Below are 13,203 nucleotides of genomic sequence, written 5' to 3' on the forward strand. Positions count from 1 at the left end.
TACTCCTCCAACTGAACGTAACAATTACGAAGCACTATTGTATATAAATTTTATTATATGTATCTTCAGGGCCGGGAGCACTAGCTATACAAGGGACAAATCATCATATTAATCACTATCCTATGCCTACAGAAAGATGCATGAAAAATCTGTTTTTCATTGCTTTAGCAGCGGTCACCTGCATTTCCTGCAGATCTACCGAGCTGGTTTACATTAATGTATTGAAACCAGCACCCGTGACTATACCGGCCTATATTAAAAGCCCCGGTGTTGTGAATAGAACTACCGTTACCTCACAGCATAAGACAGTAGACGCCGTTGACAAGATATTCAGCCTTGAAGGGGTACAGCTTGACAGGGAAGGAGCACAAAGCAGCGTAAGCGGGCTTACCGACGAACTGCTGAAGAACAACCGTTTCAACGATGTAAAAGCGCTGGGGGAGCTGGATCTGACCACCAATGCCCCGGGGCTTTTTTCCGCGCCGCTCTCCTGGGAAACCGTAGACAAAATATGCCGGGAACATCATGTGGATGCCCTTTTCTCACTGGAGCTTTTTGACACCGATTCAAAGATCAGCTATGCCGCTGTACCGGTTTCTTTGAAAACACCGCTGGGCAATGTACCGGGCATAGAGCACAAGGCCAGTATGCTTACCACTGTGAAAACAGGATGGAGGATCTATGACCCTGCCGGCAGGAATATCCTGGATGAATTTCCCGTTGCCAGGGACATTACTTTCTCCGGCAGGGGTATCAATCCGGCCGTTGCCGCCGGTGCACTGATCAACCGCAAAGAGGCAGTAAAGGAAGTGAGCGTACAAGCAGGGCAATATTATGCCATGCGGATCATTCCCTTCCGGACAAGAGTAACCAGGGATTATTATGTGAAAGGCACTGATAATTTCAGGACAGCCCGGCGTAAAGCGCAAACCGGCAACTGGGACGGCGCAGCTGAACTATGGAAGAAAGAAACCACGAACCCTAACAGTACCGTGGCCGGCAGGGCCTGTTATAATATGGCCATTATCTGTGAGATCAACGGGCAGCTTGACCTTGCAATCAAATGGTCGCAGAAAGCTTACGAGGAATACAAGATCCGCCTTGCGCTGAACTATATCCGTTTACTAAAGAACCGGCAGGCAGGCGATGAGCTGCTGAAACAGCAGCAGGCAGAATAATGGGTTTTATGTATGAAAAACAGAACAGCAGCGCCTTCTTACGGGCAAACTGCTGTTCCATTCCGGTGAACTAATCATTGCCTTCCACCTTCACAATTCGTATGAAGGTGAGGAAGATAATGATAACTACTATTCTATTTTCAGGCTGTTCACCGGATTCATAACAGCGGCTTTTATGGCCTGGTAGCTTACTGTTGCTAATGTTATTGCCAGCGCACCAACAGCGGAGGCTATAAAGATCCACCAGGAGAGTGTTGTGCGGTATTCATATTGCTGCAGCCATTGGTGCAGGCAATACCCTGCCAGCGGAATGGCAATGGCGCAGGATATTATAACCAGCGCTACAAAATCTTTCGACAGCAATTTCCATAGGTTAAATACAGAGGCACCCAGCACTTTACGTATGCCTATTTCCTTAGTGCGTTGCTCTGCCACAAAGGATGCCAGCCCGAATAATCCCAGGCAGGAAATGAAAATGGCAAGCATTGCAAAAAAGGTAGTGAGGTTGCCGATGCGTTCTTCATTATCGAACTTTTTGGCATATTCATCATCCGTGAACTTATATACAAAAGGACTACCCGGATTGTATTTCCTGAATACCGGCGCTATCCTGTCCAGGCCTTCCCGCATGGAGATACCGGGTTTTATCCGCACCGTTATTAAACGGGCCCAGGCCGGGTTCAGGTGAAAAATAGTGGGCCGTACCGGCTGGTAAGGCGATTCCATTACCATATCCTTTACTACGCCAATGATCATATGGTCCTGGTTCAGCCAGCGGATAACCTTACCTAGCGGTTCTTTAAAACCAGTGAGCTTAACGGCTGATTCGTTCAATATAAAAGCGCCGGTGTCTGAAGCAAAGCTCCGGGAAAAATCGCGCCCTTCTTTTATTTTCCAGCCAATGGTATTGCCAAAGTCGTGCGAAACAGCAATGGTGCCCGGGCTCACTACAATGCCGGGGTCTTTACCTTCCCATTCAACAATGTTATTAGACCATACTTGCGTAGGCGCGCTGTTGGATTCCGCCATATCGGCTACTGCGCCTGTTTCCAGCAGATCATGGCGTATGGCGTTATAATGCCCCTCCATATCCGGTGTGTTCATATCTACGGTGATCAGTCCTGCGCGGGTATAACCTACGGGCCTGTTGCGGGCATGCTCTATCTGCCGGTAAACAATAAGGGTACCCATGATGAGTGAAACAGATACGGTGAACTGTACTACCACCAGTATTTTGCGTGGAAGCGCTGCAAACCTGCCTGCACGGAAGGTGCCTTTGAGCACTTTTACCGGTTCAAAGCCGGACAAATAAAACGCGGGATAGCTGCCGGAAACAAGTCCTGCAAAGCAGGTAAAGGCCAGGGTAAATACCCAGAACAGGGGCATGCTCCAGGGAATGGCCATGGCTTTGTCTGACAGGCTATTGAAGAACGGCAGCAACAGCTGTACCAGCAGCACTGCCAGTACCAGCGCTATGAATGCCACCAGCAATGACTCGCTGAGGAACTGCGCTATAAGCTGTCCGCGGAATGATCCGATGGCTTTGCGTATGCCTACTTCGCGGCTGCGCTTTTCGCTCCTGGCAGTGGAAAGGTTCATGAAATAGATGCAGGCCAGCGCCAGCACAAACACACCTATAATACCTATAAGCCATACCATGCTGATACGGCCGCCAGAAACTTTACCATTCTCAAAGCTGCTGTACAAATGCCATTTTTCCATAGGATGCAGCAGCAGCTCCTCCTTGGAAAAATTAATATGCGGTGTGGGTACATTGCGGATCCTGGCGTTCACTTTATCAATATCCGCATGATCGTTTAGCTGCACATACAGCTGGCACATATGATTGTCCCATTGTGTCCGGGCATTTTTTATCCAGTCCTCATTGTTCCCGTTCCAGGGCAGCATCAGTTTTATATCCCGCAGGGTGGTATTATACGGCAGGTCTGCATACACACCGGCTACCTTCATATCTGTCTTATTATCCAAACGCACTAATTTATTCAGCGCATCTTCTTCTCCAAAAAGGCCACGGGCCATAGATTGGGACAGCAATACGGAGGATGGGTCTTTCAATGCATCAGCGTTGCCCTGTAACATTTTCAGGGTTAACATAAGAGGAAAGGCCTGCTGTGCCCACACGCCTGTTTGTGATATTTGTTTGTCGCCCACTGCCAGTATATGCGCTGCAGGATGTGAAACCAATGATACATATTTAAGATCAGCAGCGTATTTATCCTGCAGCTCAGTACCCATAGGAATGGAAACAGTGCCGCCGGTATAGATTTTTCCACTGTTGGTTGTATTTACCATTACCTGCGCCACGCGGTGGTATTGGTGGTGATAGGTGTTAAAGGAAACCTCATCCCATACCCATAGTCCTATCAGCAATGCTACGGCCATGCCTGCGGCCAGGCCTACAATATTGATAGCGGCATATAGTTTACTATGCACCAAATTGCGCCAGGCTATTTTAAGATAGTTCTTGAACATGGTATCAAAGGTTAGGTGAGTAACTCAAATGCAACTCACCAAGGCTGTGCCATAAAATACCATGATAAAGGCCATCAATATAAATATGTGTTTATTTTAAAATGTGTCCGGTTTTGAAACAGGCATGTTCGCTTTAGTGCAAGAGAATTTTAGCCGGTTAAGGGAAAGAGAGGTTTGCTATTTCCTGTCCAGGTCTGTTATTAATAATGGATTGGATCTTTTTAATTCTTCGATCAGCTGCTGTACTTCAACCGTAGTAGGGTTTTGTTTAATCCTTTCTACTTCTTCGTTGGTGATGCCTACCATTTGCAGGAAAGATACTTCTCCGTGAGGGGTACTGATCTTCCCCAGCTCAGGATCCAGTGTAAATACAATACCTGTAATATTGGTTTCGGTTTCCAGGCGTATAGGGCCGTTTGCCGGAATAAAATGATTTTCTTCAAACCATTTACCGCTCTGGTATACATACCTGGCCAGGTTATTCATCATCTGCACAGCCCAAAGCGGGTCGCCTGCATCACCCGCATAGGGTTTTAATCTGAAGGTAAGCTCAAAGCCCCATTTGCTGAATTCACCACCGGCCTTTTCTGTATTATAATACAGCTCCGACATGCCATAGCTGATAATATGCCTGTGGGATTCCTGTTTATCGCTGTCATAGATGCTTGCACCATCAATAGGATCTGTTCCACCTGCCACATAATGAAGGCCGCATAGCGGGCCGTAATGCCTTGGTTCTATTCCCCCGTACACGTTATCCAATGTTGCATCAATTGATAACCATCCTACGGCATCTTCTTCTGAAAATTGTTGCTTGTATTCTTCAGCTGTCATGGAATAATGAATTTAGGATACGGGCCAAAAGATAGATCGTCTGCTGCATATTCAAAAGAAGTTTTTCAAAGAACAAGCTATGAAATTGTTAACAATCCTTTCAATGGCTGCCCCATCAGGCATTTGCGGACCTTCCTAAATAATCGTTAAAAATAAATAGCTTTATAATGTTAATTTATCCCGATGCAAGACAAGTCCTTCCCTTCCCTGAAAAGAAATGCGCGTTTTGCCGGCATTCTATACCTGATAGTTATTGCCGGCGGGCTGTTTGCTCAGGTGTTCGTACGGCAGGCACTGACGGTTCCCAATGATGCCATGGCAACGGCCAGGAACATACAATCCAATGAACTATTTTATCGTTTAGGCTTTTTGGCCGACCTTATAAATTTCATTTGCGGGTTGCCGGTGATATTGTTTTTTTATCTTTTGTTTAGCCCGGTACATAAACGCAGTACCCTGCTTGCCATCTTTTTTGTGATCATCTCAAATGCTGTATTTGCGATCAATATTTTATACCAGCTCTATCCACTGCTGATTTTTGGTAACAAAGCCTACCTGGGCGTTTTTCAGGCCGGTCAGTTAGCAGCGCTGTCTGCAATGGCCCTGGATGTTCAATCACAGGGTTATGCCATCGGACTGGTGTTCTTTGGGTTTTACTGCATAATAATGGGTTATCTTATTTTTAAAACGCTTTACATACCAAAAATACTGGGGATCTTATATGCCATTGCCGGCTTATGTTATATCATCAACAGCTTTACCATGTTCCTTTCACGCGGCTTTGCCAATCCTTTGTTCCCTTATATCCTGTTCCCATCCTTCATTGGAGAGGCTGCGGTTTGTTTATGGCTTATTTTTGCAGGGATAAAAGAAAATCAGCATGAGCAGTAATACATTGGAATTAATAGATCCACAGCGCAAGTCTTTAGCATTTAAAGTTTATGCGTTTGAAGATGATGTTTATTTCAGCAGTCTTAAAAAGTATAATTATTTTTCAGTGATCCTGGTAACAAAGGGTAAAGGCATGGTGACTGCAGATCTGTCACAATACCCTTTTGATGGCACCTGCCTGATGTGTTTTTCCCTTTACCAGCCCTTTAAGATCAAAAGTGAAGGCGCATTCCAGGGAGTGATGGTTAATTTTCACCCGGAATTTTTTTGTTTGCATAAACACCGTAACGAAGTTTCCTGCAACGGCGTGCTGTTCAACAATATTTATGATTCACCGGTAACCGCTTTGACAAAGGATGAAACGGAGCTGCTGTTATCGACCATCAATGGCCTTAGGCTGGAATTGCAAAACACGGGCATTGCGCAAACCGAAGTGCTGATATCTTATTTAAAAATATTACTGATAAACGGCTCCCGGATCAAACTCTTCCAACAACAGGCGGAAGATGCATCTCTCACAAAAACACCGGTTATTTTAGACACTCTGAAAAACGCTATAGATGAGCATTTCAGCTCGCTGCACAGCGCGGGAGAATATGCAGACCTGTTAAATATATCTACAGCAGCATTAAACAGGGTTTGCAAAACACATTTCAATAAAACTTTGTCGCAGCTGATCTCAGACAGGATCATCATTGAGGCAAAACGGCAATTGTACCTTACGGACAAGCCGGTTAAACAAATTGCCTATGAGCTGGGCTTCAACGACGAATTTTATTTCAGCCGCTTTTTTAAAAACCACGTTGCCATCTCCCCACAATTTTTCAGGGATACCATTGGGTTCAACCGGGCCAATGCTTAACTAAGTTCCTGTTTGTATCAATTGTCCATGCCAAAGCACTATCCGTCCATGGACCGCTCCCCTGCATATGATGACCTTTGTAAAGTCAATGGCGATCCATGAAAACGCCCATTGAGCTTTAACATTTATTGGTCAATTTTTTAAAGTTAAAAAAATGGAAAACGCAAAATTAGTCCCGCCCTTTAGCGGGGAAACAGCAGCCCAAAAATTGCAGCTGAACGAAAATGAATGGAATACCCGCGATGCTGAAAAAGTATCTTTTTTGTACACAGAAGACGTTGAATGGTCAGACCGTACCACTTTTCTCAAAGGGAGGGCCCAGGTCAAAGATTATATGAGCCGCAAGTTTGCAGAGCAGCAGGAATATAAGATCCGGAAAGAAGTGTGGGGCGCTAAAGAAAACCGGAATGCGATCCGCTTCCAGGAGGAATGGCGCGACCGGGATGGCCAGTGGTTTCATAGTTACGGGAATGAGCAGCTGGAGTTTGATGAAAAAGGTCTTATCAGCAAACGTTTCGGCTGCATTAGTGATAAAACTATTAAGGCCACAGAACGGTCCTTATAACGTATTATTCCTTCCCTCCCACAAACCGCCAATAAGCAGCAAACCGCTGATCATAGATCCTGGACACCGGCACCAGTTTTACCGGCTTCCCATTACTGGTCTGGTCTGTTGTAAACGCCAACCTTGTTGAAGGCATTTTCTGTATCCAGCTCAGCTGCCCGGTAGTACCGGTAAGGGCGGGTACTGTTATGGTTGCGGCATAAGCCGGGGGCACATCACCGAAAAAATAATCGGTGGTCATGATCAGTGAATCAGCCATTTTTTCACGCCCCAGCTCACCGGCCAATACCAGGGGGCCATACATTACAGAAGCATACGCAGGCGCGTCAGGCAGTGGTTGCAGATGGAGCTGCATCGGCAGGTTAATGGTTACTTTATCGCCGTTATGCCAGCTGCGGTTGATCACCACAAAGCCGGTACTGTCTGGCGCTGCTGTTATGCTCTCACCATTCACTTTTACAGTGATCCCTTTGGCAGCCCAGTAAGGCACCCTGAAATGTATGGCATACCTGGCAGCTGCTCCGCTGATCTTAAACACGGACTGCTCATCATCAGGGAATGAAGTAATCTGTTCCATGCTGATACCTTTTGCTTTCCATTTTACTCTGGAGGGAATATAAAGGTTCACATACAGGTCATTTTTACTGTGAAAATAAATGGAGGATGCATAACGCACATGATCCTCCATACCGGTGCCGGTGCAGCACCAGAACACTTCCTCATTTTTACCGAATGTTTTAAAGCCACCGGGTTGCTGCGTATGGAAGTACATCATGCCGCCGGTTTCAGGATGGATAGCCGAAAGAATATCGTTATACAGCGCTCTTTCTACATAGTCGCCGAACTTAGCATGCGGATGCATACGGAAAAGATCATTGCTTAATTTAACCAGGTTATAGCTGCAACAGGTTTCGCCTGCTTTAATACCCAGCTCAGGCAATAAGGTATCAGGCCCATGATGCCAGTATTCATTGTAACCGGTACTGCCATTGCTGAAAGTACGGTGGCCGGTTACCTGGTTCCAGAAGAAATCAGCGGCCTGCAGGTAATAGGTATCCCCGCTAACCTCATACTTACGGAGGGCGCCAATAAATTGCGGGATAGTGGCATTTGCATGCTGGTAGTTGCTGGTAATATTTTTATTCAGCACATCCTTGCCTTCAGCAGCAGGTTTAATTTTGGATGTTTGCTCAAAGAAAGTAGCGGCTGTTTTATGTTTCTCATCATGGGTAATAATATAGAGGTTCAGCAGGGATTCTTCAATACCTCCTTGTTCAATAATATCCAGCACTTTCGCCCAATGTGCCTGGTCGCTGATCTTTGCTGCGCGTGCAGCAAACCAGTCGCCAAAGCGGGTGGCTACCTTCAGCGCCTGTTCATTACCTGTAAGGGTATAGGCATCCAGGAGGCCCTGGAGTATTTTATGCAGGATATAATGCGGCGCCCATCCTTCTCCTGTTTTTTCAACCCGGTCAATATCTTTTTCAGGGAAAGCGCTCAGGTACCCATTTCCCAGCTTATTCTGGCACTCCGCAAGGTTGCTTACTATATAAGTGATCCGCTGCTTTATTGCGGGCAATGGCTCCTGCGCGTACCAATAGCTAAGTGCCGACAAATAGTGCCCGGTAGTATGCCCGCGCAATGCCACCTCAGGCGCTTCCCAGCCGCCATAGGGTTTAATGGCCGGCTTAACCGGTATACCTGCATTTTTCCTGAAGGTATATAACAACCTGTCAGGCACTATAGACAACATTACTTTTTTATCCGTTTTGCCGGCCTGGAAAAAATCACCACCCGTAATGGTAACATCTTTTACGGGGAATGCCGATACCTGCTCCTGGCTCTTAACAAGGCAGGTAACAGATAGTTGTAAAAAGACCAGCAGAAAAAGATATCTCATATGCATACACGGTTGAACTGGCCCGAAATTAATGGTACACCGGTTGTTACGGTACCTATATCTTAGCAGGATCTGGTTGGTTTTTGATCGGCGTTCCGATGAACTTTTTGTTAAACAACAGGGAAGGACTACGATACTTATCCTATTGCGCTGGTGCAGCCGTAAGAATATATAATTATTTCTTTAACTTGCAGCGCCTTTATTCATGTTAATCAGTGTTCTAACATCCTTATTGCTAACGTGTAGCAATCTTTTTTATTAAACCTTTTTCTGTGGATCCCAACGATCTTTATAGCCAATTCAGAGAGTTATTTTTAACCCATTACGATCCGCTTTGTAAATATGCTTTTACGTTCCTTAAAGACAAAGAAAGCAGTGAGGATATAGTGCAGGACGTTTTTACCCGCATATGGGAGAAACACCGGGAAGTAATAAGCTCTTCAAAGATCCGCGCTTACCTGTATACATCGGTAAGGAATAGCTCCTTTACTCACCTGACCAAAGAAAATAAGCTGCCTGTTTATAGTTTAACGGATTGGGACACCGGGGAAGAAGAAGCCAGCCCCTGGGATCTAACAGCGGAACCTGAGCAACATGACAATATCAACTACCGTGAATTGCTGCAAAAGGCCATGGACAATCTTCCGCCAAAGTGCCGGGAAGTATTTCTGCTCAGCCGCTCCGGCAACCTGAGTAACCAGGAAATTGCAGATCACCTGGGCATCTCTGTTAATACGGTCAACAATCAAACCTGGAAAGCCATGAAACTGTTAAGGGCATTTATACGAAAGGCCAGCTTATGGATACCACCGGTTTTATTTATTTTTTTCTTTGGCGATAGGAGTTTTTGAAAAATGCGGGTCTTAATTACAGGAAAAGTATGACATCATTACCTGAACATATAGCAATAATAATAGAAAAACAGCTGAAAGGCCTCCAGGACAGCACAGAAATGAAAGTGCTGGATGAATGGAGAGCAGCAACAGCAGAGCATGAGCTGTTTTACCAGCAGGTGCTTAAACTATGGGAGGAATCAGGGGCCATATTGCAGGCGCCTGTTTTTGACGCGCAGCAAGCATGGCATAAGCTGGACCTGGCCCTCCGGCATGGCAAGGATGAAACAGCGCCCCTAACGCCTACCCCTCAGCCCAGGATCCGTGTTATGGTAAGGGTATTGCTGGCAGCCTGCCTCACGGGCATCCTTTTCCTTGCGGGATGGATGTTCTTCAGTAAAAAAGATACAGGCTTGCTTCACCTGCAGGCAAATGGCAAGGCTAACAAACAGCTGTCGCTTCCTGACGGATCAATGGTAGTGCTGCGTGAAGGCGCTGCCATTTCTTTTCCAAAAACGTTCAGTAAAAAGGAACGTGCGGTTACCCTCACGGGCGACGCTTATTTTGATGTTCAACCGGATAAGGACCGCCCTTTCCGCATACAAACGTTAAGGGCTAACCTTGAAGTGATCGGAACATCTTTCCTGGTGAGCAGCAATAAGCAGTACGACCGCCTGGTGGTAAGCATTGGTAAAGTAGCTTTTATAAACAGGGAAGCAACGGAGGAACGGCATATTGTCTCAGCCAGCGAAGCTGCTGTATTGGATAAGAACGGGTTTAACAAGCAGGAAGTGACGGATTCAAATTATTTGTCGTGGCAAACCGGCATTCTACAATTTGATAATACACCTATTGACCGGGTGGCTGCGGAGCTGGCAGACCATTATAACCGCTACATACAGCCGGATAGTCTATTGCTGCAACGGCCGGAGCTTTACGCCATCACTGCCAGGTTTGAGAAACAACCGCTGGAACAAGTGCTGGATGAATTGAAGCTGCTTGTTAACATCCGTTACCGCAAGCAACAGGATACTATTATTTTATTTAAACCTTAGCTCCACGGTACCAGAGTATATACCTATGTTACGCCTTTTACTTGTTTTAGCCGGCTGTCTCCTGTTATCGGATGTTATAGCGCAAAACAACCTGTTAAATACAAAGTTTCATTGCCGGGCTGCAGCAGGCAATGCCCATAAGCTATTACATGACCTTGCAGCTTATAGCAGGTTCAATATTGAATACTCCCCCGTTATACTGGATAGTACGGTAAACGTTACGTTACCGGATGGTGAAACATCCCTGGGAAAAGTGCTGAACAGGATCCTAAGCGGACAGCGTGTATCCGTGATCGAAAAAAACGATAAGATCATCATCTTACATGCTGATGCTCCCCTGCCGGCCGATGCTTTGCTGGAAAAACATATGTTATACGGATTCATTCAGCAGGAAAACAGCCTTGAACCCATCCCCTTTGCTTCCCTGCGTGAGGTATCTGCAAAGGCCATATGCGAGTCGAATGTTTTTGGCTTTTATAGTATCATGCTCCCGGCCGGCGAACATGTGCTGCAGGTTTCCTTTACAGGATCTTCTTCAAAAACCGTAACGGTAGATCTCACTAAAAATACCCAGCTGAATTTTTTCCTTTCCCCGGCCCTGTTGCCTGAAACCCAGGTAGCAGCAGGTAATATGCTGAGAAAGGATGCCAGTATTAAACTGGATAGATACCAGTCCGGCTTATACAGTAATATGCTGGGAGAAACCGATCCTGTACGTGCCCTGTATTTATTACCCGGCAATATGGAAAGCCAGGAATCAGGCGGTAAGTTATTGGTAAGAGGCGGCGATCCGGGTCAAAGTCTTTTTTACCTGGATGGCAACCAGGTATTTAATCCCGCTCATTTACTGGGCGAAGTTTCCATTTTAGGCAATACCAGTATAAGATCTGTGCAGCAATATAAAAATGATTTCCCGGCCCGGCTTAGCGGAGCTATATCTTCCGTGACCGAAATAAACTCAAAGGATGGTAATATGAACCGCTGGAGCGGGGAAGCAGAAGCCGGGCTAAACGCGTTTTCCGCTACCATAGAAGGCCCGCTTAAGAAAAACCGGACTGCAATGATGGCATCTGTAAGGCAAAGCACCGGAGATGCTTTCAACCAGGACATGTTTGCATACGACGCCAATTTTGGGGATACACATGTTAAGCTCACCCATCTTCTTAACAGGAATAATAAATTACAGCTAAGCGCTTATGCAGGCAGTGACCGGCTCCAATTAACACAGGATAGCCAGGAATACCTGCAAAAATGGAGCAATGCGCTGTTTACCGCAAACTGGAACCACGTATTAAACAGCTGCTCTTTTGTAAACACTACCTTTAATGCAAGCGGTCATAATAATTACATTGCTTTAATGTATAAGCTGCCGGAGACAAACGATATTGGAGTGCCTGTTAGCAGGAACATTGTTTTTAATAATTATTCATCCGGCAGACGGTATGAGGCAAAAACACAATTTGAGCTGGCGGTTTCGCCTGATGTACAATCCCGCTTTGGAGCAAAGTTTGAGTATAATATCCTGCACGCTTTCAACACGCTTGTTACAGAAGATTTTAAGGAAGGAACAGATGCCTTCCGGGTTATGCGCTCACCCCATTTCTCTAACCTGACGGCCTATTATGAAAATGATATCAATATAGGCGCCAACCTGCTGATAAGACCCGGTGTTCAATTTAACAGCTATAAATATGATACGTATAACTACCAGGTTTTTCAGCCAAGGTTTTTCTCCAGCTACCGCATAGATGACGATCAGCAGATCAATGTTTCCTATACACATACCGGGCAAATGCTGCACCTTGTTACCAGCCCTTACACCGGTATTAACCGGGAAGTATGGCTGCCGGCAAGCGCCCGGCTGAAGCCCGAAGAAAGCCGTATGATAAATCTTGGCTACCAGTTTAAGAACAGGCGCCTGGTGAATCTTACGGCGGATGTTTATTATAAGAAGATGAATAATGTAACCGGATTCGCTGAAAATATAAATATCCTTTTCAACGGCGATTCCGTAGAAAATAAGATCATTGCAGGTAAAGGATGGAGCTATGGGACCGAATGGATGTGCGAAAAGAAGTTTGAAAAATTTAAAGTGATCTTTTCCTACACACTTTCCTGGAGCTGGCGGCAGTTTGACAGCTCCTATAATGGTAAGCGCCAGCCCTACCGGTACGACCGGCGGAACCAGGTTAATCTCTTACTGGAATATCAACCTATAAAAAAGCTGGACCTGAGCCTGCTCTGGCATTTTAATACCGGCGGGTGGATAACGCTTCCTGCTACCGTATCCCTGGATCCGGAAAAGGATGTTATAAACCCGGGGCAGGATGTGAAGCCCCCATTCAAAGGCCCCGTCAGCAACCGGGTAAATCTTAATGCCGCCTGGTACTTTGATACAAAAAAGGTACGGCATACTGTGATTGCCGGGATCAGCGCTATTAACCAATCCGCTATGAAATATAGTACGGAGATCATAACGGAAGACAATAAAAGCTACGACCTGGATATGTACCCCCGTGAGCTCTTCAAATTCAATGGCTATTTAACCTATAAATTATCTTTTTAAATTTTTTTTCCCGGCCGATAGGAGTT

10 protein-coding genes are annotated in these 13,203 nt (G+C 45.8%); 7 read left to right on the forward strand and 3 right to left on the reverse strand.

From position 1 onward, the window contains the following. Window positions 1-140: 140 nt before the first annotated feature. Complete coding sequence (locus KVT36_RS01205; protein ID WP_217601677.1) at window positions 141-1,178, forward strand: DUF6340 family protein; 1,038 nt, start codon at window positions 141-143, stop codon at window positions 1,176-1,178. A 129-nt stretch (window positions 1,179-1,307) separates the two neighbouring features. Here the strand turns inward: KVT36_RS01205 and KVT36_RS01210 are convergent, their stop codons facing one another. After that, a complete protein-coding gene (locus KVT36_RS01210) occupies window positions 1,308-3,671 on the reverse strand; it encodes an ABC transporter permease (protein WP_217601678.1) in 2,364 nt (787 codons plus the stop codon). A 177-nt stretch (window positions 3,672-3,848) separates the two neighbouring features. After that, a complete protein-coding gene (locus tag KVT36_RS01215) occupies window positions 3,849-4,505 on the reverse strand; it encodes a suppressor of fused domain protein (protein ID WP_217601679.1) in 657 nt (218 codons plus the stop codon). 183 nt (window positions 4,506-4,688) lie between these two features. On the opposite strand from KVT36_RS01215, the gene KVT36_RS01220 reads away from it, so the two are divergent. From KVT36_RS01220 to KVT36_RS01230, 3 genes are all read left to right on the forward strand, one after another. Further along, a complete protein-coding gene (locus KVT36_RS01220; protein WP_217601680.1) occupies window positions 4,689-5,396 on the forward strand; it encodes a DUF4386 domain-containing protein in 708 nt (235 codons plus the stop codon). Further along, window positions 5,386-6,258: an AraC family transcriptional regulator gene (locus KVT36_RS01225; protein ID WP_217601681.1), complete on the forward strand. Its 873-nt coding sequence runs from the start codon at window positions 5,386-5,388 to the stop codon at window positions 6,256-6,258. The genes KVT36_RS01220 and KVT36_RS01225 overlap by 11 nt, the downstream gene beginning before the upstream one ends. 154 nt (window positions 6,259-6,412) lie before the next feature. Then, window positions 6,413-6,823 carry a DUF1348 family protein gene (locus KVT36_RS01230; protein WP_217601682.1) on the forward strand — a complete coding sequence of 137 codons (411 nt, stop codon included), beginning with the start codon at window positions 6,413-6,415 and terminating at the stop codon, window positions 6,821-6,823. 4 nt (window positions 6,824-6,827) lie between these two features. Here the strand turns inward: KVT36_RS01230 and KVT36_RS01235 are convergent, their stop codons facing one another. Beyond that, window positions 6,828-8,723: a beta-L-arabinofuranosidase domain-containing protein gene (locus tag KVT36_RS01235; RefSeq protein ID WP_217601683.1), complete on the reverse strand. Its 1,896-nt coding sequence runs from the start codon at window positions 8,721-8,723 to the stop codon at window positions 6,828-6,830. A 272-nt stretch (window positions 8,724-8,995) separates the two neighbouring features. Here KVT36_RS01235 and KVT36_RS01240 point away from each other — a divergent pair, with 272 nt between their 5' ends. The 3 genes from KVT36_RS01240 to KVT36_RS01250 are packed head-to-tail and all read left to right on the forward strand — an operon-like array spanning window position 8,996 to window position 13,177. After that, the gene (locus KVT36_RS01240) at window positions 8,996-9,574 is read left to right on the forward strand and encodes an RNA polymerase sigma-70 factor (RefSeq protein ID WP_217601684.1); all 579 of its coding nucleotides are present in this window, start codon (window positions 8,996-8,998) and stop codon (window positions 9,572-9,574) included. A 29-nt stretch (window positions 9,575-9,603) separates the two neighbouring features. Further along, window positions 9,604-10,611 carry a FecR family protein gene (locus KVT36_RS01245; RefSeq protein WP_217601685.1) on the forward strand — a complete coding sequence of 336 codons (1,008 nt, stop codon included), beginning with the start codon at window positions 9,604-9,606 and terminating at the stop codon, window positions 10,609-10,611. A gap of 25 nt (window positions 10,612-10,636) precedes the next feature. Beyond that, window positions 10,637-13,177 carry a TonB-dependent receptor gene (locus tag KVT36_RS01250; protein WP_217601686.1) on the forward strand — a complete coding sequence of 847 codons (2,541 nt, stop codon included), beginning with the start codon at window positions 10,637-10,639 and terminating at the stop codon, window positions 13,175-13,177. The last annotated feature ends 26 nt before the right edge of the window (window positions 13,178-13,203 follow it).

The sequence above is a fragment of the Chitinophaga sp. GbtcB8 genome, from assembly GCF_019091455.1.
Taxonomy (GTDB): domain Bacteria; phylum Bacteroidota; class Bacteroidia; order Chitinophagales; family Chitinophagaceae; genus Chitinophaga.